17 protein-coding genes are annotated in these 21,974 nt (G+C 62.6%); 10 read left to right on the forward strand and 7 right to left on the reverse strand.

Annotated elements, in window-relative coordinates; all coding sequences use genetic code 11:
* The first annotated feature begins 221 nt into the window (after positions 1-221).
* The 7 genes from AC07UC_RS09950 (at position 222) to mgrA (ending at position 7,605) form a co-directional block, all read left to right on the forward strand.
* The gene (locus AC07UC_RS09950) at positions 222-1,460 is read left to right on the forward strand and encodes an ABC transporter substrate-binding protein (protein ID WP_140772111.1); all 1,239 of its coding nucleotides are present in this window, start codon (positions 222-224) and stop codon (positions 1,458-1,460) included.
* An 82-nt stretch (positions 1,461-1,542) separates the two neighbouring features.
* A complete protein-coding gene (locus tag AC07UC_RS09955; protein ID WP_140772109.1) occupies positions 1,543-2,436 on the forward strand; it encodes a carbohydrate ABC transporter permease in 894 nt (297 codons plus the stop codon).
* Complete coding sequence (locus AC07UC_RS09960; RefSeq protein WP_056577868.1) at positions 2,429-3,364, forward strand: carbohydrate ABC transporter permease; 936 nt, start codon at positions 2,429-2,431, stop codon at positions 3,362-3,364. The genes AC07UC_RS09955 and AC07UC_RS09960 overlap by 8 nt, the downstream gene beginning before the upstream one ends.
* Before the next feature lie 2 nt (positions 3,365-3,366).
* On the forward strand, positions 3,367-4,470 hold the full coding sequence (locus tag AC07UC_RS09965; protein WP_140772105.1) for an ABC transporter ATP-binding protein: 1,104 nt from the start codon (positions 3,367-3,369) through the stop codon (positions 4,468-4,470).
* Between the two features lie 51 nt (positions 4,471-4,521).
* Positions 4,522-5,268 carry a sugar phosphate isomerase/epimerase family protein gene (locus AC07UC_RS09970; RefSeq protein WP_494905444.1) on the forward strand — a complete coding sequence of 249 codons (747 nt, stop codon included), beginning with the start codon at positions 4,522-4,524 and terminating at the stop codon, positions 5,266-5,268.
* A gap of 11 nt (positions 5,269-5,279) precedes the next feature.
* Positions 5,280-6,422: a Gfo/Idh/MocA family protein gene (locus AC07UC_RS09975; RefSeq protein ID WP_494905446.1), complete on the forward strand. Its 1,143-nt coding sequence runs from the start codon at positions 5,280-5,282 to the stop codon at positions 6,420-6,422.
* Positions 6,423-6,558: 136 nt separating this feature from the next.
* On the forward strand, positions 6,559-7,605 hold the full coding sequence (mgrA, locus tag AC07UC_RS09980; protein ID WP_494905448.1) for an L-glyceraldehyde 3-phosphate reductase: 1,047 nt from the start codon (positions 6,559-6,561) through the stop codon (positions 7,603-7,605).
* 91 nt (positions 7,606-7,696) lie between these two features.
* Here mgrA and AC07UC_RS09985 read toward each other — a convergent pair whose 3' ends face one another.
* A complete protein-coding gene (locus AC07UC_RS09985; RefSeq protein ID WP_494905450.1) occupies positions 7,697-8,794 on the reverse strand; it encodes a serine protease in 1,098 nt (365 codons plus the stop codon).
* Positions 8,795-9,194: 400 nt separating this feature from the next.
* Here AC07UC_RS09985 and AC07UC_RS09990 point away from each other — a divergent pair, with 400 nt between their 5' ends.
* Together AC07UC_RS09990 and AC07UC_RS09995 are read left to right on the forward strand one after the other, a co-directional pair.
* Positions 9,195-10,289, forward strand: coding sequence for a trypsin-like serine peptidase (locus AC07UC_RS09990; RefSeq protein WP_140772095.1), 1,095 nt, complete (start codon positions 9,195-9,197; stop codon positions 10,287-10,289).
* A gap of 171 nt (positions 10,290-10,460) precedes the next feature.
* Complete coding sequence (locus AC07UC_RS09995; RefSeq protein ID WP_494905452.1) at positions 10,461-12,266, forward strand: MORN repeat-containing protein; 1,806 nt, start codon at positions 10,461-10,463, stop codon at positions 12,264-12,266.
* Between the two features lie 179 nt (positions 12,267-12,445).
* On the opposite strand, the gene amrB is transcribed toward AC07UC_RS09995, so the two are convergent.
* The 5 genes from amrB to AC07UC_RS10020 all read right to left on the reverse strand — a co-directional run bounded on the left by amrB (position 12,446) and on the right by AC07UC_RS10020 (position 20,608).
* A complete protein-coding gene (gene amrB / locus AC07UC_RS10000) occupies positions 12,446-14,110 on the reverse strand; it encodes an AmmeMemoRadiSam system protein B (RefSeq protein WP_494905454.1) in 1,665 nt (554 codons plus the stop codon).
* 59 nt (positions 14,111-14,169) lie between these two features.
* A complete protein-coding gene (locus AC07UC_RS10005) occupies positions 14,170-17,202 on the reverse strand; it encodes a caspase family protein (protein WP_494905456.1) in 3,033 nt (1,010 codons plus the stop codon).
* A 2-nt stretch (positions 17,203-17,204) separates the two neighbouring features.
* The gene (locus AC07UC_RS10010; RefSeq protein WP_494905457.1) at positions 17,205-17,912 is read right to left on the reverse strand and encodes a DUF4760 domain-containing protein; all 708 of its coding nucleotides are present in this window, start codon (positions 17,910-17,912) and stop codon (positions 17,205-17,207) included.
* The gene (locus tag AC07UC_RS10015; RefSeq protein ID WP_494905458.1) at positions 17,909-18,289 is read right to left on the reverse strand and encodes a hypothetical protein; all 381 of its coding nucleotides are present in this window, start codon (positions 18,287-18,289) and stop codon (positions 17,909-17,911) included. Before AC07UC_RS10015 ends, AC07UC_RS10010 begins: the two co-directional genes overlap by 4 nt.
* Before the next feature lie 117 nt (positions 18,290-18,406).
* Entirely contained in the window at positions 18,407-20,608 is a 2,202-nt protein-coding gene (locus tag AC07UC_RS10020) for a caspase family protein (protein ID WP_494905459.1), read from the reverse strand.
* A 245-nt stretch (positions 20,609-20,853) separates the two neighbouring features.
* Here AC07UC_RS10020 and AC07UC_RS10025 point away from each other — a divergent pair, with 245 nt between their 5' ends.
* Entirely contained in the window at positions 20,854-21,258 is a 405-nt protein-coding gene (locus AC07UC_RS10025; protein WP_140772085.1) for a Fur family transcriptional regulator, read from the forward strand.
* Between the two features lie 95 nt (positions 21,259-21,353).
* Here the strand turns inward: AC07UC_RS10025 and AC07UC_RS10030 are convergent, their stop codons facing one another.
* Entirely contained in the window at positions 21,354-21,974 is a 621-nt protein-coding gene (locus tag AC07UC_RS10030) for a LysE family translocator (protein WP_202327235.1), read from the reverse strand.

A 21,974-nucleotide genomic window follows, 5' to 3' on the forward strand; every position in this document is an offset into this window, starting at 1 on the left:
AAGGTCAAACGCCATTTCGGCAGTTCCTTGCCGATTTTCATGTGGCTACGGCCTGTTTTGCGCTGCGATTGCTCATATTGCGGCGCACAATGCAGCAGCCGATGGGAGCATTTTATTCGAGGCTCGAAAAAATACCTGTCGGGTTTACGCCTGGGGTTGCGCCATCCGCGCAATTGCCGTATCGAAAATCTGTAACGTTTCAGATTCTGGGAGGAACCGAAATGCGATACAAATTTCTGACCGCCGCGCTGGCGGCAACGGCCGCGCTGCAGTTCGCCGGCCCGGCGGCAGCGACGGACCTGGAAGTCACTCATTGGTGGACTTCCGGTGGCGAGGCGGCGGCGGTCGCGGAACTCGCCAAAGCCTTCGATGCCACAGGCAATCACTGGGTCGACGGCGCGATTGCCGGGTCCGGCGGCACCGCACGGCCGATCATGATCAGCCGCATCACCGGCGGCGACCCGATGGGCGCCACCCAGTTCAATCACGGACGGCAAGCGGAGGAACTGGTGCAGGCCGGCCTGATGCGCGACCTGACCGATGTCGCCACCAAGGGCAAATGGACCGAGGTCGTGCGGCCGAAGAGCCTGCTCGACAGCTGCACCATCGACGGCAAGATCTACTGCGTGCCAGTCAACATCCATTCCTGGCAGTGGCTGTGGCTGTCGAACGCCGCGTTCGAGAAGGCCGGCGTGCCGGTGCCGAAGGACTGGAATGAGTATGTGGCGGCGGCGCCGGCGTTGGAGAAGGCAGGCATTGTCCCGCTGGCGGTGGGAGGGCAGGCCTGGCAGTCGTCCGGCGCCTTCGACGTGCTGCTTGCCGCGGTCGGCGGCACCGACACCTTCCTCAAGGTCTACAAGGACAAGGACGCCAAGTTCGCGGCCGGTCCGGAAGTCGCCAAGGTGTTCAAAGCGGCCGACGATGCGCGCAAGATGGCCAAGAACACCAATGTGCAGGACTGGAACCAGGCCACCAACATGGTCATCACCGGCAAGGCCGGCGGCCAGATTATGGGCGATTGGGCGCAAGGCGAGTTCCAGGTCGCCGGCAAGACCGCCGGCAAGGACTATACCTGCCTTCCCGGCCTTGGCCTGAACGAGGTCATCGCCACCGGTGGCGATGCCTTCTACTTCCCGTTGCTCAAGGATGGCGAGAAGGCCAAGGCGCAGGAAGTGCTGGCCGAGACCTTGCTCGATCCCAAGACGCAGGTCGCCTTCAATCTCAAGAAAGGCTCGCTGCCGGTGCGTGGCGACGTCGACCTCAACGCAGCCAACGATTGCATGAAGAAAGGCCTCGCCATCCTGGCCAAGGGCGCCGTCATCCCCTGGACCGACCAGCTGCTTTCGCAGGACAGCCAGAAGCAGAAGGAGGACCTGTTCTCCGAGTTCTTCGCCAAGCCGGAGATGACCGTGGAAGAGGCGCAGAAGCGCTTCGCCGACATCATCGCCACGGCTGACTGACCGCCCGGGTCCTCCCAACTCCCGGTCTTGCAGGCGCAGGACCGGGAGTGACCACCTTACCCCTTTCAACGCGGCTGGCGAGATGAGCAAGAGCGAACGCCCGAACCAGCTTTTTCGCAACCTCAATGCGAAGATCGCTTCGATCCCGATGATCCTCACCGCGCTGGTGGTATTCGTCGGCGGCACGGCGTGGACGGTGCTCTATTCCTTCACCAATTCGAAGCTGCTGCCGCGGCTGAATTTCGTCGGCCTCGACCAGTATTACCGGTTGTGGGCGACGCCGCGCTGGCTGGTTTCGATCGAGAATCTTCTGATCTACGGCGTGATCTCGCTGGTGTTCTCGCTGGTGATCGGTTTCATCCTGGCGGCGCTGCTCGACCAGAAGATCCGCTTCGAGGACACGTTTCGCACCATCTTCCTCTATCCCTTCGCGTTGTCCTTCATCGTGACCGGCCTTGTCTGGCAATGGCTGCTCAATCCGGATTTCGGAATCCAGGGCGTGATACGAAGCCTTGGCTGGACGAGCTTCAATTTCGATCCGCTCTACAATTCCAGCATCGTCATCTACGGCATATCGATCGCGGCGCTCTGGCAAGGCACCGGGCTCATCATGTGCCTGATGCTGGCCGGCCTGCGCGGCATAGACGAGGATATCTGGAAGGCCGCCCGGGTGGACGGGATACCGATGTGGAAGACCTATCTGTTCATCATCATCCCGATGATGCGGCCGGTCTTCATCACCACGCTGGTCATCATCGCGTCGGGCATCGTCAAGGTCTACGACCTCGTCGTCGCCCAGACCAGTGGCGGGCCGGGCATCGCCTCCGAAGTGCCGGCAAAATATGTCTACGACTACATGTTCTTCGCCCAGAATCTCGGCCAGGGCTTTGCCGCCTCGACCATGATGCTGCTCTCGGTGATGATCGTCATCGTGCCGTGGGCCTATCTCGAATTCGGAGGCAGGAAGCGTGTCTGACCATGCCGTTTCCCTGTCCGCGCCGTCCGGCGCCATTCGTGCCGACGCCTCGGGGCCGAGCGGATCGAAGCCGCGCCACATGTTCTCGCGCCGCAACATCTTTCTCTACGGCACGCTCATTGTCGTGGCGCTCTACTACCTCTTGCCGCTCTATGTGATGATCGTCACCTCGCTCAAGGGCATGCCGGAAATTCGCCTCGGCAACATCTTTTCGCCACCGCTCGAGATCACTTTCGAGCCATGGGTCAAGGCGTGGTCGACGGCCTGCACCGGCCTCAATTGCGATGGGCTTTCGCGCGGCTTCTGGAACTCCGTTCGCATCACCGTCCCCTCGGTGATCCTGTCGATCGCGATCGCGTCCGTAAACGGCTACGCCCTGGCCAACTGGCGCTTCAAGGGCGCCGACACCTTCTTCATCATCCTGATCGTTGGCGCCTTCATCCCCTACCAGGTGATGATCTATCCGATCGTCATCATCCTGCGCGAGATCGGGCTCTATGGCAGCCTCAGCGGACTGGTGGTCGTCCACTCGATTTTCGGCATGCCGATCCTAACGCTTCTGTTCCGCAACTATTTCACCTCCATGCCGGAGGAATTGTTCCGGGCGGCGCGTGTCGATGGCGCCGGTTTCTGGGGCATCTACCTGCGCATCATGCTGCCGATGTCGCTGCCGATCTTCGTCGTCGCCGTCATCCTGCAGGTCACGGGCATCTGGAACGACTTCCTGTTCGGCGTCGTCTACACGCGCCCCGACACCTATCCGATGACGGTGCAGCTCAACAACATCGTCAATTCGGTGCAGGGCGTGAAGGAATACAACGTCAACATGGCGGCCACCATCCTGACCGGACTGGTCCCGCTCGTCATCTACTTCATTTCCGGCAGGCTTTTCGTGCGTGGCATCGCTGCCGGCGCGGTGAAAGGGTGAGGATGGCCGAAATCGCAAACCCCAGCGTATCGATCCAGGACCTGTCGCTGAACTATGGCGCGGTGTCGGTTCTGCAGACACTCAATCTCGATATCGCCGAGGGCGAGTTCATCGTGCTTTTGGGCCCCTCCGGCTGCGGCAAGTCGACCTTGCTCAACTGCATTGCCGGGCTGCTCGACATTTCGAAGGGCCGCGTGTTCATCAAGGGCAAGAACGTCACCTGGGAAGAGCCCAAGGATCGCGGCATCGGCATGGTGTTCCAGTCCTATGCGCTCTATCCGCAAATGACGGTGGAGAAGAACCTGTCCTTCGGCCTGCGTGTCGCGGGCGTGCCCAGGGACGAGATCGCCAGGCGCATCGCGCGTGCCGCGGAGATCCTGCAGATCGAGCCGCTGCTGCAACGCAAGCCCTCCGCGCTTTCCGGCGGCCAGCGCCAGCGCGTTGCGATCGGGCGGGCACTGGTGCGCGATGTCGACGTCTTCCTGTTCGACGAGCCGCTGTCCAACCTCGACGCCAAGCTGCGCTCGGAACTGCGCGTCGAGATCAAGCTCTTGCACCGCAAATTGCAGAACACCATGATCTACGTCACCCACGACCAGATCGAGGCGATGACGCTCGCCGATCGCATCGCGGTGATGAAGGGCGGCGTCATCCAGCAGTTGGACGCGCCGCAAACCATCTACAACCGGCCGGTCAACCGGTTTGTCGCCGGGTTCCTGGGTTCGCCGGCGATGAATTTCATCGAGGGTCAACTGGAAACGGGCGATAGCCCTGCGTTCGCCGCCGATGGCGTTTCGATACGGCTCGACCGATATGAGTTCGACAAGGATGGCGGCGGCGCTGGCAAACCCTGCGTGTTCGGCATCAGGCCCGAGCACATCGCCTTTGGAGATGCGGCCAAGGCAATGCCATTCACGGCCGAGTCGGCGGTTGAGATCGTCGAGCCGATGGGCTCCGATACACTGGTGTGGACAAAGCTCGGCGGCCGTAATTTTTCCTTCCGCGTCGAGGCGGAAAAGACGCTGCGCACCGGCGACCCGGTCCGGATCGGCTTCGACCCGGCCCGCGCCTCGCTGTTCGATACCCCATCCGGCAACCGTATGTAGCTTCCAGAACCATCCTTCCAAAGACACTCCACAAGCAAACGGACAGAGACGATGAACTGGTCATTCCAACTTTACAGCGCCCGCAATTTCCAACCCTGGGAGGGCGTGCTCGCCACACTCGGCAAGCTTGGCTATACGCAAGTCGAAGGCTTCGGCGGCGTCTATGAAGATCCCAAGGCCTTCCGCGCCGAACTCGACAAGAACGGCCTTTCCATGCCGACCGGGCATTTCTCCATCGATGCGCTGGAGAAGGATTTCGACGGCGTGCGCAGCATCGCCGAGGCGCTCGGCATCAAGCTTTTGATCTGCCCCTACCTGATGGCGGAGGACAGGCCGTTAGACGCCGCCGGCTGGCGCGGCTTCGGCGAGCGCCTGGCCAAGGTTGGCGAGGCGGCCTCGAAGGCCGGTTATGGTTTTGCCTGGCACAACCATGATTTCGAATTCAAGGCACTTGCCGACGGCTCGGTGCCGCAGGATCACATCCTGTCTTCCGCCCCCGGTATCGGCTGGGAGATGGATCTCGCCTGGGTGGTGCGCGGCGGCGCCGATCCACAGCCCTGGATCGAAAAGCATGGCAAGCGCATCGTCGCCGTGCATGTGAAGGACATCGCCAGGCCGGGCGAGGGCCTGGATGAGGACGGATGGTCGGATGTCGGTCATGGCACCATCGACTGGGCAGGCCTGATCAAGCTGCTGCGGGCCAAGAGCGCGGCAAAATACTTTGTCATGGAACAGGACAACCCCAACGACATCGAGCGTTTCGCCCGACGTTCGATCGCAACCGTCAAGAATTACTAGGACCGATCACCATGGCAAAGAAACTGGGTATTGGCGTTATCGGCTGCGGCAACATCTCGAAGGCGTATTTCTCGCTGGCGCCGCTGTTTCGCGGCATCGAGATGCGTGCCTGCGCCGACATCAACATGGACGCGGCCAGGGCGCGGGCGAAGGAATTCAAACTGCGCGCCGAGACCGTCGAGGACCTGCTCAAGGCCGACGACATCGACATCATCGTCAACCTGACGATCCCGGCGGTGCATTACGAAGTGTCGAAACAGGTGCTCGACGCCGGCAAGCACGTCTATTCGGAAAAGCCGTTCGTGCTCTCGCTCAAGGAGGGCCAGGATCTCAAGGCACGCGCCGAGAAGAAGGGGCTGCGCATCGGCTCGGCGCCCGACACTTTCCTCGGTGGCGCGCACCAGCTGGTGCGCGAGCTGATCGATGAGGGGAAGCTCGGCAAGATCACCAGCGGTACCTGCCATGTCATGGGCCACGGCATGGAACACTGGCACCCCAACCCGGATTTCTTCTTCCAGCCGGGCGCCGGACCGGTGCTCGATATCGGGCCGTACTACATCACCAACCTGATCCAGCTGATCGGGCCGGTGAAGCAGGTGGCGGCCTTCGCGACGACGCCCGCCAAGGAGCGGACGATTTCATCGAAACCGCGCGCGGGCGAAAAAATCCCGGTCAACACGCCGACCACTATCCATGCCGTTCTGGAATTCGAGAACGGTGCCGTGGTGACGCTCAACACCAGCTGGGATGTATGGGCCCATGGCCACGCGCCGATGGAGCTCTATGGCGAGGCGGGCACGGTGTTCGTGCCGGATCCGAACTTTTTCGGCGGCGAGGTACGCTTCACCGAGGAGGGCAAGCCGGTCAAGAAGCTGCCGAAATGGAAGCACCCGCTTGGCGTCCCGAATGAAATGCACGGCCAGGGCATGATGGCCAATTATCGCACGTCAGGCCTCGCCGATATGGCGCTGGCGATCGTCGAGGGGCGGCCGCACCGCTGTTCGATGGAACTGGCGCTGCATGCCGTCGATGTCATGACCGGTATCCTGCGCTCCGGCGAGACGGGAAAATTCGTCGCCATGCAGACGACCTGCGAGCGGCCGGCCGCGCTTGGCGTCAAGGCAGCCAAGGAGCTGCTGGCGAAGAAGAAGTAGGCTCCAGAGATTATCGATAATTTTGGTTGCCCCTCTCCCCGTTTGCTCGGGGAGAGGCTAAAGGGTGGGGCGCTGGGCTTGGCCATTGCGCACGCAATTGCCGTGCCCGTCCTTTTTCAAATCCGAGGATTTCCCCATGCCCTATGTCGCCGCCGAAAATCGCTATGAAAAAATGATCTACAACCGTTGCGGATGGTCCGGCCTCAAGCTGCCGGCGATCTCGCTCGGTCTGTGGCACAATTTCGGTAACGACACGCCGCACCAGACCAAGCAGGCGATCGTCCGCAAGGCGTTCGATCTCGGCATCACCCATTTCGACCTCGCCAACAATTACGGGCCGCCGCCCGGTTCGGCCGAGACCGCCTTCGGCGAAATCCTGCGCACCGATTTCGCCGGCTACCGGGACGAGCTGATCATCTCGACCAAGGCAGGCTATGAAATGTGGGCCGGGCCCTACGGCGAATGGGGCGGGCGCAAATACATGCTGGCCAGTCTCGACCAGAGCCTGAAGCGGATGGGGCTCGACTATGTCGACATCTTCTATTCGCACCGCTTCGATCCCGACACGCCGCTCGAGGAAACCATGGGGGCGCTCGACCATGCGGTGCGCTCAGGCAAGGCGCTCTATGCCGGCATCTCGTCCTACAACTCGCAACGCACCCGCGAGGCGGCCGACATATTAAGGCAGCTCGGCACACCCTGTGTCATTCACCAGCCGAGCTATTCGATGCTGAACCGCTGGGTCGAGGAAGATGGGTTGCTCGACACGCTGGAAGGGCTCGGCGTCGGCTCGATCGTGTTCTCGCCGTTGGCCCAGGGTATGCTGACCGACAAATATCTCGGTGGTATCCCCGAGGGCAGCCGCGCCACGCAGGGCAAGTCGCTGAAGACAGCTTTCATCAATGACAAGACCATCGCCAACATCAAGGCACTCAACGTCATTGCCGGCAAGCGAGGCCAGACGCTGGCGCAGATGGCGCTGGCCTGGGTGCTGCGCAAGGGCAAGGTAACGTCGGCACTGATCGGCGCCAGCCGGCCGGAACAGGTCGAGGACTGCGTCGGCGCGCTGAAGATGCTCGACTTCAGCGACGCCGAATTGGCTGAGATCGATGGCTACGCGCGCGAATCCGACATCAATCTGTGGGCGGCCTCCGCCGAGCGCAAAGGCCCCGCGAGAAAGTAGGCTCGCCAAGAGACAGGCTCGCCTGGCAAGCCGGCAAACAAAACGGCGGGACATGTCCCGCCGTTTTCACGTGGACGCAAATGGCGGGGCTTCAGGGCGTTGCCGGTTTCTGAGCTGTACCCAGGCCTGCCTTCGGCTTTGCCGGCGCGGGAGCAGGGGTCTTCATCTTCGCCTCGATCCAGCCGCTGTAGTTGGCCAGCCGCGTGTAGATGCCATAGGCGTCCTTGTGGCCGCAGGCCGCGCTGCCGTCGGCCGGGCCTTCGCCCCAGCTGACGACACCGACCTGGACCGGGCCGTCGGCGCCGGTCATGAACAGCGGGCCGCCGCTGTCGCCATTGCAGGCATCACGCACACCATTGGTGGTACCGGCGCAGATCATGTTGCCGGTCAACGGATCGGTCATGTCGGCGGCGATCGCATTGGCGGCGGCATCGATGCCCTTTTCGGAATAGCGCATGCGATGGGACAGATCGCCAAGTGCCGCCTTCAGGTCATGCGCGTAGATGGCCTTGATGCCGCTGTTGCAGGCACTGTTCGGCTGCAGATCGAGATCGGCGACCATCAGCGTGGTCGGGAACGTTCCGTCCTGCATCTTGCCCCAGCCGGTTACGGTGGTCTTGCCGTTGTCGGGGGTCGATTCGCGGGCAAGCTTGATGGTCGGCGCGTCGGCCGGCTCGGCAAGCCGGAGCAGGCCGAGGTCGTTGTCGAGCGTCTGCTCGCTGTAACCCTCGTTGACGATGACCTCCACCACTTTATGGCGCTTGCCTTCGCTGAGGTCGGTGGCACCGGTCAGCACCGTGACCGAGTCCGGCGAGATCGGCTCGCCCTTGTCGTTGAGGCAGTGCGCCGCCGTCAGCACCCATTGCGGCGCGATCAGGCTGCCGCCGCAGAATTGCGCATTGGCCTGCGAAGCCGGGTTCTCGTCCAGCCTGGCGGTGGTGAGCAGCGCGACCTGGAACGGATAGGCGCCCTTTTCGGCCTGGTTGCCGCCATAAACGCGGTCGGCGCCGTCGGGGTTCTCCGCCGCTGCCTTGGCCCTGGCATCGGTCACCCGCTGCATCGGCGAGATGGCCGCTTCCGGCCTGACGGTGCTCTCGTCCGCCCGAACAGTGTTGATGAATGCAACGGTAGCAGCAACGCCAAGCAGCGATGCGGCAGCGATTGGCCCGAACCGATTTGTGATGTGCACCTGAACCTCCTGAGACATTTCTCCCGTGCGGATCGACGCCGGGCATTGTGCAAGGAGGTGTTGCCGGTTCAACGATCCGCACGCGCGCCGCATCGAAACGGTGCGCGATCGGTCACAAAACCGAATCCCACTTTTGCTAACCGTGCCCGCGAGCAGAACCCGCACAAAATCCTATAGCCCCCCACGGGCTACGTGGAAGCGATTTGTCATTGCCAATCTTGGATTATTTTAGGCAATATACCCGTGCAGAATTTTTTTGGCGGGGGCCTTGAAAATGACAGCCTAGAAGAACGCTCGCAGGGGATGCCGGCGAGCAAACTCATTTTTCGGCGTCACCACGATCTCGACAATATTTCTGTATTTTGATCCAGTCCTTGCTGACTTTTGGGAGAGTCTCACCATGACAAAACTGACAAACCTTATGATAGCATCCGCATTGCTTTCCACCGCAATGTGGACGGTCCCGGTCTTCGCCGCCGATCCTGGCTCCGCCAGTGCCGGTAATGGCGAAAGTATGCGGGATGTATCTTCAGGCGACTTCAAGGCCGGTCGGGCGAAACCGATCACCACGCCGAAGCTTACCGACGAAGACAGCCGCGCCGCGCCGCTTGCTGACGAGGCGACGGCTGTCAAATCCTATGGCATCGTCGGACGGTCCGCCGATGGCAAGGAGATCAAGATCGAGCCGAGCGAAGCTCTGCGCGATCTCATCATCAAGGAACTGAACGCTCCGGCCAATGGAGCGGATGGGGTCCAGCGCAAGACCGAAGACCCCGGGCTCGGCGAGGGCGAAGCCGGACGTCAGGTTTTCGGCCCCGATGATCGCGAGCAGGTCAAGAACACCAAGACCTATCCGTTCTCGGCAATCGGCTATCTCGAAGCCAAGTCGCCGAAGACCGGCAGCTATGGCAGCTGCTCGGCAACGCTGATCGGCCCGCGCACGGTGCTCACCGCGGCGCACTGCCTCTACAGCCATGAGGACAAGGACTGGCTCTCGGAATATCTGTTCGTGCCGGGCCTCAATGGCAGCACTGCCGACGACGCACCCTTCGGTGCCTTCAGCTATGAAAGCGCCTATGTGCTGCAGGGCTTCATCGACAACTACCAGGGCTATTACGGCTCGGTGATCCCGTGGGACCTGGGCATCATCACGCTGAAGCAGGATGTCGGCACCAACCTTGGCTGGCTTGGCTATTCCAACTATGACGATCTCGGTGACTTCACCGCCAACCTCGTCGGCTACCCCGGTGACAAGCCGATGGGCACGATGTGGAAGACAAGCTGCGAAGTGCATGCCGAGAACATCGCTCCGGAATATTTCCAGTATGACTGCGATACGTTCCCGGGGTCGAGCGGCAGCTCGGTCTATGCCTATGACACCAACTCCAAGCAGCGCATCATCACCGGCGTCAACGTGGCGGAAAGCCCCGACGCGAATACCGCCGTGCGCCTGAACGCCGCAAACGTCCAGTGGATCAACAGCCTGTATAAATAACACGCGCTCGCGCGGTTGCGAAAAGAGGCGGCGGATCAATCCCGTCGCCTTTTTTCGTGCCGATCGTTCAGCACGGGCTTCTCTTGCACGAGGCAGGCTCGCCGATTACGCTTGGCCTGCCAAGGGGGCGAGGCATCCAGGGGGTTCAAGAGGATGGCGCGGGCAAGGGCAATGTTCGGGGTCGTGGCCGCATCGATGCTGGGCGCGTTGATGCTTTCGACGGCTTTTGCCGATCCCGCCCCTGTTGGCGGTGCCTGGGCGGAGCGGGTGCAGATCCTCTATCAGGCCGACACACGCTCCGTGCTGCGCAGGACCGTGCGTGTCTGGGATTTCCATCCGGAGAAGAACCTCGATTTCGTTTGGGAGCCGGCGGCCGGCCAGTCGCCCGACCGGACGATAGCCGAAGACGGCACCATCAACGGCAAGGGCAGGTTGGTGTGGCGGGTGCGTGGCTCGGCGAGCTATGACCCGAAGACGGTCTATTCCAGCTATTTCGGCGACGTCAGAAACGGCCGCCCCGATGGGCAGGGCCGGCTCGACCTGCGTTCGGGCGAGGTGTTCGACGGGCACTGGTCCGCCGGGGTACTCAACGGGCAGGGCATTCGTGTCGATGCAGACGGCAACCGCTATGAGGGCCAATTCGTTGGCGGCGTCCCGAATGGCGGGGGCCGGTTGCTGTCGAAAACCGGCGAGATCTTTGCCGGCTCTTTTGTCGATGGATTGAAGAACGGCAAAGGCACCACACGGCTCGCCGGCGGCACGGTCTATACATCGCAGTGGGTAATGGGCAAGGAGGTCGGAGGCTCGCGTCCCGACGTGCTGGCCGATGCCAGGGTCGGCGGCCTGCTCAAGGCGCAGGCGGGTGGCGGCGACGCCGACAAGGTCGAGATCGGCGTTGTGGTCGATCAGCGCATGACCCAGCAGGCCGACTTGAAATACCAGCATCTGGTGCGCGACGACGACATCGCGATCTATCCGGAGGACAACCTCTACAACGATGCCTGGAACGGCACCGGGCAGGTCAGGACCAGCAATGTCTATGACGGTCCGGACTGGGAGAATAGCCCGGCCTTTGCCGAAGTCGACCTCGGCACCAAGGATCAGTCCAGGGTCAAGCTCGACAGTCTGGAAATGAAGGTCGCCGCCAGCGACGCCTATCGCAAGCCGATGCTGTCGATCTCGGAACATTTCGGCTGCATCGGCTTCAGGCCGGATTTCTCGATCATCAACAATGGCTGGGGCGATGCCAAGGACATGAAGATGTCGATCCAGTTCACCGCCGTGGACGAGGAGGGCAATCCGACCGGCCAGCCAAGCCGCATGTTCACCAAGGACATCGGCGGTTTCGGCGAGGGCGTCGACGTGTCGATCAAGAGCGTACTCGACGAGGCCGGCGTCGATACGGCCAGCCTGGAGACGGGGCGTTTTTCCTGCCCCTCGGCCGACAGCCTGAATGTCTGCCGCAGCCAGCTCGCCAACAAGGTCAAGTTCGGCGAGGTCGGCGACTATCTCGGCAATTTCAACCAGGCAATGACGCTGAACGCGATCGGCAAGTTCGATTATTCCTGGGCCGACGATCAGGGCAATGTCTTCCAGCAGAGCGAGCCCTTCCGTGCCCAGATGACCATGGCGGTCTTCGAGATCCCCGAATCGATGGCCGAATGCGGTGATGGCGGTGGCGGCAACCCGGAAGCGATGCGCTACCAGAACATCGAATTTCCGATCGGCAAGCATGACTACACGATCGCCATGCCAGTGCGCGGCAACAAGAATGTCAGCGCCTACACGGCGCGGCTGAAGATGTGGTCGGCGATGTCGTCGATCCATCGTTTCAGCATCGCCGCGCATTTTGCCGACGGCAGCGTGCGCGAGAGCAAGCCGGTGACCTTCTTCTATTTCCGGCCGAAGCAGTCGCTGTTCGAGACCAGGACCGAACCGGCGGCGTGCTATCTGCCCCGCCAGATGGGCAGTTGCTAAGGTATGTCGATATTCAGGTGATGCCGGCCTGCAAATGGCTGATACCTGCGCTTCCCCGTTCTACTGCGTTGCAGTAGAACTGAGCTCACGTACGAAAAGTACGCTCCGCTCCGGTTCTCGGTATCAGCCATTTTCGGCTCGGCCTGACCTGAATCTCAACATACCTTGATCGGGCAATGCTACGTCCGGCCCATCTCGAAATAGTTGGGCAGCGGGATGAGCCTGGTGAAGATCGTGCCCTGGGGGAAGACGCGCAGTTCCAGCATCGATCCTGACGAGCGTTGCGCGCTCTGGTCGAACAGGAAATTGCCGAGCGAATAGACCTCCGCCACGTCGCCGCCGGCAAGCGGGACGATCGCCTCGCTCGACACATGCGGATGGCCGCCGACAATGGCCGAGACGCCGCGCAGGCGCATCTGGTCGGCAAGCATGTCTTCGCGCGGCGACGGTTCTGTCTTGTACTCACGGCCCCAATGAACGAAGGCGACCACCGGACGCCGCGCATTGTCGTGCAGCAGCCGGTCGAGCAAGGCAGGGGTCAAGAGGTCGGTGTTCTTCGAGCCGTTGGTGTCGATGTCGGTGAGGCCGACAAGATCGAGATCGGCAAGCGCCAGCGTTTCTCCCTGGCCGAAATGCGGGATGCCGGCCGCGTCCAGGGCGCGCAGCGTCTCGGCATAGCCTGATGGGCCGAGATCGTAGGCATGATTGTTGGCCAGGCCGACGCCGGCGACATGCAGCCGCTTCAGCATGCTGGCGGCGAGATCCTCCGGCATGGCCAGCGTCATGTCGTCGATCGCTTCCGGCACGTTGGGCAGGATGACACCTTCGAGATTGACGATCAGCGGCCGCGATCCGGTCAGCGCCAGGATGCTGTCGACGATCTTGTCGGCAACGGTGTCGCGCAGCAGGATCTTCTTCATGGCGCGGCCGAAATTCACGTCGCCGGCGAGATAGTAGATCCTGTCTTTTGGCCGCGCCGGGTTGTTGAAGCCGGGGCCGAAGGCTCCGAACAGCGCCACCACATAGCTGGTGGTCCGCTCGACATAGTCGGACGTGTGTTCCTGCGAATTCTCGTTGGCGACAACCAGCGGCTGGGCGCCGAACAATTCGCGCTGCAGCCTGGTCTGGATGTAGAGCGCGCCGACGGAATCGGCATGATCGGGCTGGCGAAGCGCGGCGATGCCGTCGAGCGAGCCTGCGGCCAGCATGTTCAGCGTCTGCTGGTCGAAGCGGCGCGCGTCATGCTGCGGCAGATAGTGTGAGAAATCGGTGGATTCGACGATCAGCGTGTCCCGATCGACGATGGCTTTGAGCGCCTCGGCCAGCCTGTCCCAGTCGCCGCGTTTCGCCTTCACCGACATCGCCACCGGCACGATCTTCGCCTCGGGGAAATAGTGATGCAGGAACGGCAGCATGGCGCGCACGCCATGTTCCTTGTCGAACAGGCAGGACTCTTCGACCATGTCGCCATGTGCTTCCAGAAGGCGCACCGCATCGCTGTCGGCTGCCACGGGGCCGAGCACGGTGTCGAAGCCGCGCGCCGTGGTGGCGTAGAGCTTGTGCGTCTTGTGGAAATGGTCCGGCGACAGGATGACGATGCGCTTGTAGCGGAAGCCGGACGCGGCTCGGAAACCAAGCGCCACCAGGTCGGCGGCCAGCAGATGATGCGGTACCGTGATGCCGGTCAGCCGCTGGCTGGATGGCTGGACATCGGCGACGCTGGCGACGGCATCCCTGAAGAGTGTCGCGTCGTCGTAGAAAGGCGGAAAGTCTTCCGTGCCGGGTGGGCAGACGACAGGGGCGGCGAAGGTGGGGAGAGGCAGCGTGAGGAGCAATAGCAGCATTGCCGCGATACCGGGCCACGATCGCGCGAGGGGGATGCCTTGGCGCAGGCCCGGCCTCCTCACGGCTCGGCCAACACGATATTCTCCACGCCGCCGACATAGTAGAACGGCTTCTGCTTCGAAGAGGTCAGCCGCACCACCTCGCGTGAAATGAAATCGGCAAGCCCAAACAGCGTCACACCGCCATCGGATGTTCTTGCCTTGCCGCGCAAGCCTTCGAGGATCGAATAGGTGAAGACGCCGTGGCCGAGCTCCGGCAGTTCCGCGGCGGTGTTGTTGGCGGCCGTGGCTGAAAAGACGACGATGCGTGCGTCCTGCGCATCCTTTTCCAGGCGCGGGTTGAAGGCATTGGCCGCGTGGCAGGTGTCGAGCAGCATGAAGCGCATGCCCTTGGCCCGCTCGACCGATTTCTGGATGTCACCCCAGTCGACAAGCGAGGAGCGCTTCCAGCGATCGGCATCCTGCTTGCGGCCGTCGGTCGGGATGAAATAGTAGTCCTCGTCGATGTTGATGCCATGGCCGGCGACGAAGACGATGGTGGTGTCGTGCTCGCCGGGCTTGTCGAGAAAGTCCGCAAGCTGGTCGTCGATCGTATGCGAATCCGGCTCCATGATGGTGTCGGCGCTGGCGACCGTGTAGGTCTGCTGGGCCTTGTCGGGGTTCTCGTCTAGCGCTTCGCGGTTGACCAGCACCAGCGATTCCATCGACGAGAACAAAGGCGCCGATTTCTGTGCGACCACCTTGAGGAACTCGGTGGCATCGTCGACGGGGTAGCGCAAATCGCAGGCGCGGCCGGAACAGGCGTCGGTCAGGAACGGATATTTGTCGACGCCGATGACCGCGACATAGAGCTTGCCCTTGGCCTCGGCCTTCTCGGTCTTTCTCGCCAGCGCCGCCACGCTGCGCTCGGTCAGATAGCCATACTCGTTGGTGCCGGTGATGCGGATGGTGTTTTGGCCGTCCTCGACCGGCACCTCGACGATGGTGCTGTTGCCGTCCGCCGAGCGCGTGGTGATGTCGCCGACATTGCGGCTGTTCGACAGGATCGAGAAGCCGGCGACATCGGTGCCGGCTTCCTTGGCGCCTGTTATCTCGACGGCGACGTAACCGTCGCGAACCTTGCTCTGGTCGGCGGCGAGGCGGATGCCGAATTCCGGCGGCTTGCGCTGCAGGAGCTTCTGCAGCTCGTTGTCGACGCCCGGCCGCATCTCCTTGACCGACTGTTTGGCGCTGCGCAGGATGATCGCCCGGCGCACCATTTCCGGGCTCCAGAGGTATTTCTTCAACTGGCCGGCGCGGATGAAGCGGCCTTCATGGTCGCGGCCCTGGTTGACGTGCCAGCCGATCAGCTTGTCGCCTTCGTCGGAGGAATAATAGTAGCCCTGCGGCATCCAGGCGATCCATTGCGAGCCGGCAAAGAACATCGACACGATCAGCTCGTGCGTCTTCAGGTTCCACAACCTCACTGTCTGGTCGGCACTGCCGGTGACGAGCAGGCCGGCTTTCTCCGACGCGACCATGGCATTGATCTCGCCGGTATGGCCGGTGAATTCGCCGGAGACCCTGGCGGTCGCGGCCTTGTATTCCAGCAGCGTGCCGTCACTGCCGCCGGTGATCAGGCCAAGCCCGCTATCGATCAGCGTGAAGGCGGAATGGGCAAAGCCGTTGGTGGCATCGTTCTCGATCGAGCGCACCACCTTGCCGCCATTGGCGATCTCCAGCACCGCATTTTCCAGCGCGTCCTTGCCGCCCGCCGCGGCGTGCAGCGACCACTGGCCGTCGGCAAGTGCCGCGCGGGTAAACGAGTCTGGCTCGGTGAGGGGCTGAGGGTCATCGAAGAACCGCTCGGTGGTGGGCAGTTCCAGCCTTTTGTCCAATGCGCCCAGCTGCTCCGGGCAAGCCACGCGCTCGGGGCAGGGGTTGGCATTGCCCCAGGCGATGACGCCGTTTGTCGGATCGATGCCGATCGCGGTCACCGGTTCGCCCAAACCCTGCAGCAAGGCCTTGCGTTCGCCGGTCGCCGGGTCCCAGACCTGGATGGCGTTGCGGGTGCCGCCGGCGGTCGCCACCAGCGAGCCGTCGGCACTGGCGGCGCTGGCATAGACGCTGCCGTCATGGCCGCTGTAGTCGAGCAGCTTCTCGCCGGTGGCGGTGTTCCAGACGGTGGAGCGGTGCTTGTCGGCGCAGCGGTAGCCGCAAGAGGCGACCAGCCGTGACCCCTTTGCAAAAGTCAGCGAGCCGATGAGGAAATCCTGCTTCGGCATGGCGCGCACCAGCGTGCCGTCGGAGGCGCGCCAAAGCTGGACCTGCCCGTCCTTGCCGCCGGTGGCGAACAGGCTGCCGTCCTGCGAGACGGCCAATGCCAGGACGCTGATGTTCCGCAATTGTTCGGCCTCATCGGGCAAGGCAATTTCCTCGCCCTTGGCGACATCCCAGAGCCGGATGCCGTTGTCGGTCGTCGTTGCCGCCAGCCGGGTTCCCGCAGCGGCGAAGGCCAGCTTGTCGATGTGCCAGGAATCGGCATCGAGCTTCCTGTCCAGCGTCCAGCCGTTCGCGGATTTGTCGTCGAGCCGCCAGAGATAGACGACGCCGTCGCCACCACCGGCAGCCAGGGTCTTGCCATCGGGAGAGAAGGCGAGGTCATAGGTCGCGTAGTCGGCGGCCTTGAGCACGGCCTTGACCTTGCCGGTGGCGAAGTCGAACAGCCTGATGTCGCCATAGGGCGGCCTGTCGCCGAGGCCGGCGCCGAAATAGCCTCCGGCGGCGATCGTCTTGCCGTCCGGCGAGACGGCCACCGCGAAGATCTTGCCGTCGCTGCCACCGCCGAGATAGCCGCGTATGGTGCGCAGGGTCACCCCGCTCTGCCAATCCCAGATGCGGATGGTCTTGTCGTCGGATGCCGAGACGAGGTCCTCGCCGTCAGGAGTGAAGGCGAGGTCGGCAATCCGTGCGGTATGGCCTCCGGTATCGAGGTCGAGGTGGAAATCCGGGGCGTCCTCGGCGCGGGCGACCGGGGCCGTGAGCAACGCTCCAGCCATGGCCAACCAGCAGCAGGCACGCATGAGGCGGACGCTGATCTTGGCTTTTCCCATCGCTATTTCGCTTCAGCCGCCGGTTGCCCATTGCGAACATAAGCCTCGATCGCCGTGGCGAAAGTAGGCGAACCCGCCTTGCGCTGCTTGTCGATATAGCCGGCAAAATAACTCCAGAACGAGACGGCATAGTCACGGAAATAAGCGTCGGTCACCTTGCGCGAACACAGGTCGCCATCGACGCAAAAGGACAGACGGTTGAGGAAGTAGACGATGCGGTCGAAATTCTCGCCGAAATCGGCGAGGGGCATGTCACCACCCGAGGCTGTCATCGCCTCGATACCGATGCGTTGCCGGAAAACCTGTTCTTCCGTCGGCGAGGGGTTGGCGCTGAGCAGATTGTCGTATTTGGCGTTGAGGGCAGAGAGACGATCCTTCAAGGCCCGCTGCGCCTGCTGGTAGTCCTTGGTTTCCCAGAGTTCGACCAGCGACATGGTCTGTTCGACGCGCTTCTGTTCCTGGTTGGCCAGGAACTGGTAGACCGAGAATGCCAGGGTGAAGATGATGGCGAAACGCACCAGCATGCCCGACCAGGCATAGACGAGCATGCGCCAGTCGCGATCGGTAAAGGGATTGCTCTCCTTCTTGATCTCATGGCTGCTTGGCCAGGGGAAACCTTCCGTGGTCTCCGGCAGCGTCTGCTTCGCCGCTGGCGCCTTGGCGGGCGCGGCCGCCTGTGTCTGCTTTGTCGTGCCCCCCGGCTTCTTCATTTGCAGCTGTCCAGTTCGATGGTGACGGAGGGATCAAGCACCACGCCCGGCGCCTCAAGCTGCTTTTTCAGGCATGCGAGCTGCGGGCGCGAAACAATGAACTGCACATCCGGCTCCGCCAGCGCCTTGTTGGGCGAAGGCAAGGCTTCGACCACGCCGCGTGAGGCGCAGCTCGAGAGATCCACCACCACCGCGTCACTGCTGGTTTTGGCGAACTGGTCGTACTGGTCGAGGAAGCACGTTGCCAGTTCCGAATTGATGATCACCTGCTTGGCGCAGAGGCCGCAGCTGTCCTGGGCCGAGGCATTGGCAATCAGCAACAGGCCGCCGGCAAGTCCGGCAACCGTTCCGCGCCAGGAGAAAATAGACTTCGTCACAATCGATCCTATCTGTTTCATCCTGCCGCTGGGCTCTTGGCCGCGGCTGGGAATGTTCTCATATCGCGCCAATCGCGCAAGAGCCGGCACCAGGGCCGTGCGGCCTGGTGGCGGAGCTCAGGCGCGCGGCACCGTCTCCATCGGGAAGATCATCACCGCGCCCTTCGGGCCGCCCTTGTCGGCAAGCCGCATCACCGAGCGGGTCGGCGGCGCCATGCCGATATCGGCGAGCATGTCGGAGAAGCTGGCGGGGCCGAGGCCGCGCGTTATCGACGTGACGCCTTCCTGCGCCAGGAAGCTCAGATCTTCCTTTTCGCTTTCCGGCGGCGCCTCGGTCAGCACCGCGATCATCCGCTCCATGCCGAAGCTGGTGTCGGTGAAGGCGAGCAGCCCTTCCTCCAGCGTGGCCCGCGGCGCGAGGCGCTCGGCGACGATGTGGGTGATCGAATAGTCGCTGCCGACATAGAGTACGTTGATGTCGACCAACTGGTCCGAACTGTTCTTGGCCAGCACATGCACCTCATCGCCGGGCGAGACGCGCGGCACCGCGGAAGCCTGCAACGGTTCGAGCCCATCCTTGTCGCGGCGTTTGACCTGGAACTGGACGTCGACATCCTCGGGCTTGTAATCGGAGGCCGCCGCCAGCCGCGAAAGGCCGGTGGCGCGGAAGATGGTGCGCAAATTCCTGGTCGTGGCGTCGACCAGCTTCTGGCGGTCGTCGCGATGGATGATGACCAGCGGCGGCTTGCTGCCGTCCTTCAAGGTCACGTCGCCGGACGCCGGCAGGAACCACAGCGCCGGTTCGTCGGAGGCGTCCCCGGCGGCGCCTGCAATGGCGTTCTCGCGCATCACGGCGAAGCGCAACTCGGCGCTCTTGCCGGGATCGACCAGTTCGATGTTGAAGCCGGTTTCCTGCGCCGCGGCCAGTTCGTCGAGAACCGAATTGACCAGCGTGGTTTCCTTCTCCAGTCCCTTGGTCGCGGCCGGCCGCGCCACGGTGAGCTTGTAGTCGACGGCGATCTCCGCCACCCGCGCATAGGCGTTGGCGGGAATGTCGGCGAGCTTCAGCGCAGGCTTCTTCTCGAACTCGACCGGCTTGACCTGGCTCTCCAGGTTCTTTGCCGACCGCACTTCGAGATAGCCGACTGCGTCGGATAGCGGCGACAGCGCCGAAGGCAGGATGGCAAGCTTGCTGCCGGGCGTCAGGCGATGCAGCAGCCCGGCGCCGATCGACGCCTCACCGTCCTTGACGACGATGGGCCACTGCATGACCGCGTCCGTCTTGTCGGTGCCGAAGACGCGCGCGTCGAGTTCGCCCTCGAACAGCGGCGTCGGCCGGGTGCGGCTGTCGGCCGAATATTGCTGCAGAACGGCCTGGCCAAGCTGGCGATAGGTGACGTTTGGATTTTCGGCGAGCTTCGACAGGATGGTGAAGGTGAAAAGGCCAAAGCGTGGCGCGTCCGCCGTACCCTTGGGCAGCGGCATCTCCGGCGTCGTCTCCACCGTCTGAGCGGCGTAGAAGGCAACCAGCTTGCCCTTGGTGATCGGCTCGGCGCCGGTCGGCGTCAGGTTGAAGGCGGGCTTGCGCGCGCCATTCTCGTCAAGGCCGCGCGACGCGCTTGCGACAGTGTCCTCATAGGTCTTGACGGCCGCCGCCCTTGCGGCCTCGTCGCCGCCGACCAGATCGGCGAATTCGACCTTGCGCTCCAGCTCGTCATCGACCTCGACGGCTCGGGTCGCGGTGCCGGAATGGCAGCAGTCGAACACGGCCCAGACAAACGCACCCTTGTCGCGGATCGCATCGAGCGCGTCGCCGATCTCATTGTCGACCAGCGCGTTCGGCACGCCGGCATCGCGGTTGATCCACTTCTCGATGTCGACCGGCAGGAAAATCTCGTCGAGCCCGTCGGTCTCGTCGCCCTTGACCATTTCAGGCTGCTGGGCGCCATGGCCCGACAGATGCAGATAGACGAAATCGTCGCGCTGAACCTTGGCCGCAAGGTCTGCCAGGGCCGCCTTGATCGCCGCATGGGTCGGCAAGTCTTTGGCGCCGGGCACATCCTTGGCGAGCAGCGTGACGTTCTCCGGCGCGAACCGCACCGGGTCCGGCACGTTTTTCAGCAGATATTCGTGCACCAGGCCAGCATCATTCTTCGGCCCGATCAGCCAGTTTCTCTGCGGCAGGGCAGGATATTCGGTGCAGGCCACCAGCAGCGCATGATAGGTGCGCGATGCCGCAAGTGCCCGGAACGAAACCGTACCGGCCGCCATCAGCGCGGACGTGCCGACAAGCAGCGTCCGACGTGTCAATTTGATCATATTGCTTCCCCAAGCCCGATCGAATTTCCCAAGCGAGATTACCCTCGTTGAGGATTTTGTCAGTATTTTGAATGTCGCTACGCCATCAGGCCTGCCATCATCAAATGTGCCGGAACGCCGTCGATTGGTTCTGGACAACAACAGAAGAGTAGCAAAGACGACGGTTCGTCGCTATCTGAATGGCATTGGAACGTTTGCACCGGCAAACAGCCTGCGGATGGCGCAGAACAAGTTGGAACAGGACCATGGCTGCGAGGGATGTGCTGACGAAAAACCAGTTGTGCGTGCTCGAGAAGCTCGAGACCGCCAGCGGACCGCTCAGCGCCTATACCTTGCTCGACCAGTTGCGTGAGCGCGGCTTCCGCGCGCCGCTGCAGGTCTATCGCGCACTCGACACGCTGGTGAAGTCCGGCTTCGTGCACCGGCTGGAAAGCATCAATTCCTTCGTCGCCTGCGCCGAGCCGCACGACCACAGTCATTCGATGACAGCTTTCGCGATCTGCGACACGTGCGGGCAGGTGAACGAAATGTCGGATCACGACGTCGACCACCGGCTGAACGAATGGGTGAGTTCGACCGGCTTCGCCGCCAAGAAGGCGGTGATCGAGTTTCGCGGCACATGTGCCAAGTGCCGGGCCGAAGCGGCCTAGTGCCTGTTCCATGCCGATGGAATCTGGATGAGGCTCTTTCCTTGTTTCAGCCTGATCTCTTGCGAAAACCGGATTCCGGTTTTCAGCATCATGCCTTAACGCGCGGTCGACCAGGCGAACCAGAACGCAACGAGCGCCAGCAAGGCCGAAAGCAGCCGCCGGCTGGTCCGCTCCAGCCGTGGATCGTTTAGGAATGGCTGGAGGGCTCCGGCCAATATGACAATCAGTGCATGGATGGCTGTCGCCACAGCCACATAGATCAAGGTCAGCACGACAGTTTGGGCAAGTATCGGTCGTCCAGCCTCGACGAAGGTCGGCAGTACGGCGACATAGAAGATCGCCGCCTTCGGATTGAGGAGATTGGTGACAAGCCCGCGCAAGAAATATTTCCCGCCCGGATCGCTATTGCTCGAGACCACATCGGTCCCAGCGGTCCAGCCCTCCCAGGCGAGATAAAGCAGGAACAGTATGCCTGCCCAGCGGAGCCCTTCGTAAAGCAGGGATGAAGCCTGGATCAGTTCGGCAACGCCCAAGGCAGCGATGCCGCCGATGAACGCGAGGCCCACCGCGATGCCGGCCACGGTGGCGAAGCCGGCGCGGCGACCGTCGCTCGCCGAGACCAGCGCCAGATAGGTCATGTTGGGGCCTGGCGTCAGTTCGATCAGCAGGGACGCAAGCGCGAACGACAGGAATGTGGCCGTCGAGAACGGCAGCAT

It is taken from the genome of Mesorhizobium sp. GW821-FHT04C10, from assembly GCF_059420305.1.

Coding starts and splice junctions, on each gene's coding strand:
- AC07UC_RS09950 (WP_140772111.1), top strand. CDS start 222: ATGCGATACAAATTTCTGACCGCCGCGCTGGCGGCAACGGCCGCGCTG.
- AC07UC_RS09955 (WP_140772109.1), top strand. CDS start 1,543: ATGAGCAAGAGCGAACGCCCGAACCAGCTTTTTCGCAACCTCAATGCG.
- AC07UC_RS09965 (WP_140772105.1), top strand. CDS start 3,367: ATGGCCGAAATCGCAAACCCCAGCGTATCGATCCAGGACCTGTCGCTG.
- AC07UC_RS09970 (WP_494905444.1), top strand. CDS start 4,522: ATGAACTGGTCATTCCAACTTTACAGCGCCCGCAATTTCCAACCCTGG.
- AC07UC_RS09975 (WP_494905446.1), top strand. CDS start 5,280: ATGGCAAAGAAACTGGGTATTGGCGTTATCGGCTGCGGCAACATCTCG.
- mgrA (WP_494905448.1), top strand. CDS start 6,559: ATGCCCTATGTCGCCGCCGAAAATCGCTATGAAAAAATGATCTACAAC.
- AC07UC_RS09990 (WP_140772095.1), top strand. CDS start 9,195: ATGACAAAACTGACAAACCTTATGATAGCATCCGCATTGCTTTCCACC.
- AC07UC_RS09995 (WP_494905452.1), top strand. CDS start 10,461: ATGTTCGGGGTCGTGGCCGCATCGATGCTGGGCGCGTTGATGCTTTCG.
- amrB (WP_494905454.1), bottom strand. CDS start 14,110: ATGCTGCTATTGCTCCTCACGCTGCCTCTCCCCACCTTCGCCGCCCCT.
- AC07UC_RS10005 (WP_494905456.1), bottom strand. CDS start 17,202: ATGGGAAAAGCCAAGATCAGCGTCCGCCTCATGCGTGCCTGCTGCTGG.
- AC07UC_RS10010 (WP_494905457.1), bottom strand. CDS start 17,912: ATGAAGAAGCCGGGGGGCACGACAAAGCAGACACAGGCGGCCGCGCCC.
- AC07UC_RS10020 (WP_494905459.1), bottom strand. CDS start 20,608: ATGATCAAATTGACACGTCGGACGCTGCTTGTCGGCACGTCCGCGCTG.
- AC07UC_RS10025 (WP_140772085.1), top strand. CDS start 20,854: ATGGCTGCGAGGGATGTGCTGACGAAAAACCAGTTGTGCGTGCTCGAG.
- AC07UC_RS10030 (WP_202327235.1), bottom strand. CDS start 21,974: ATGCTGCCGTTCTCGACGGCCACATTCCTGTCGTTCGCGCTTGCGTCC.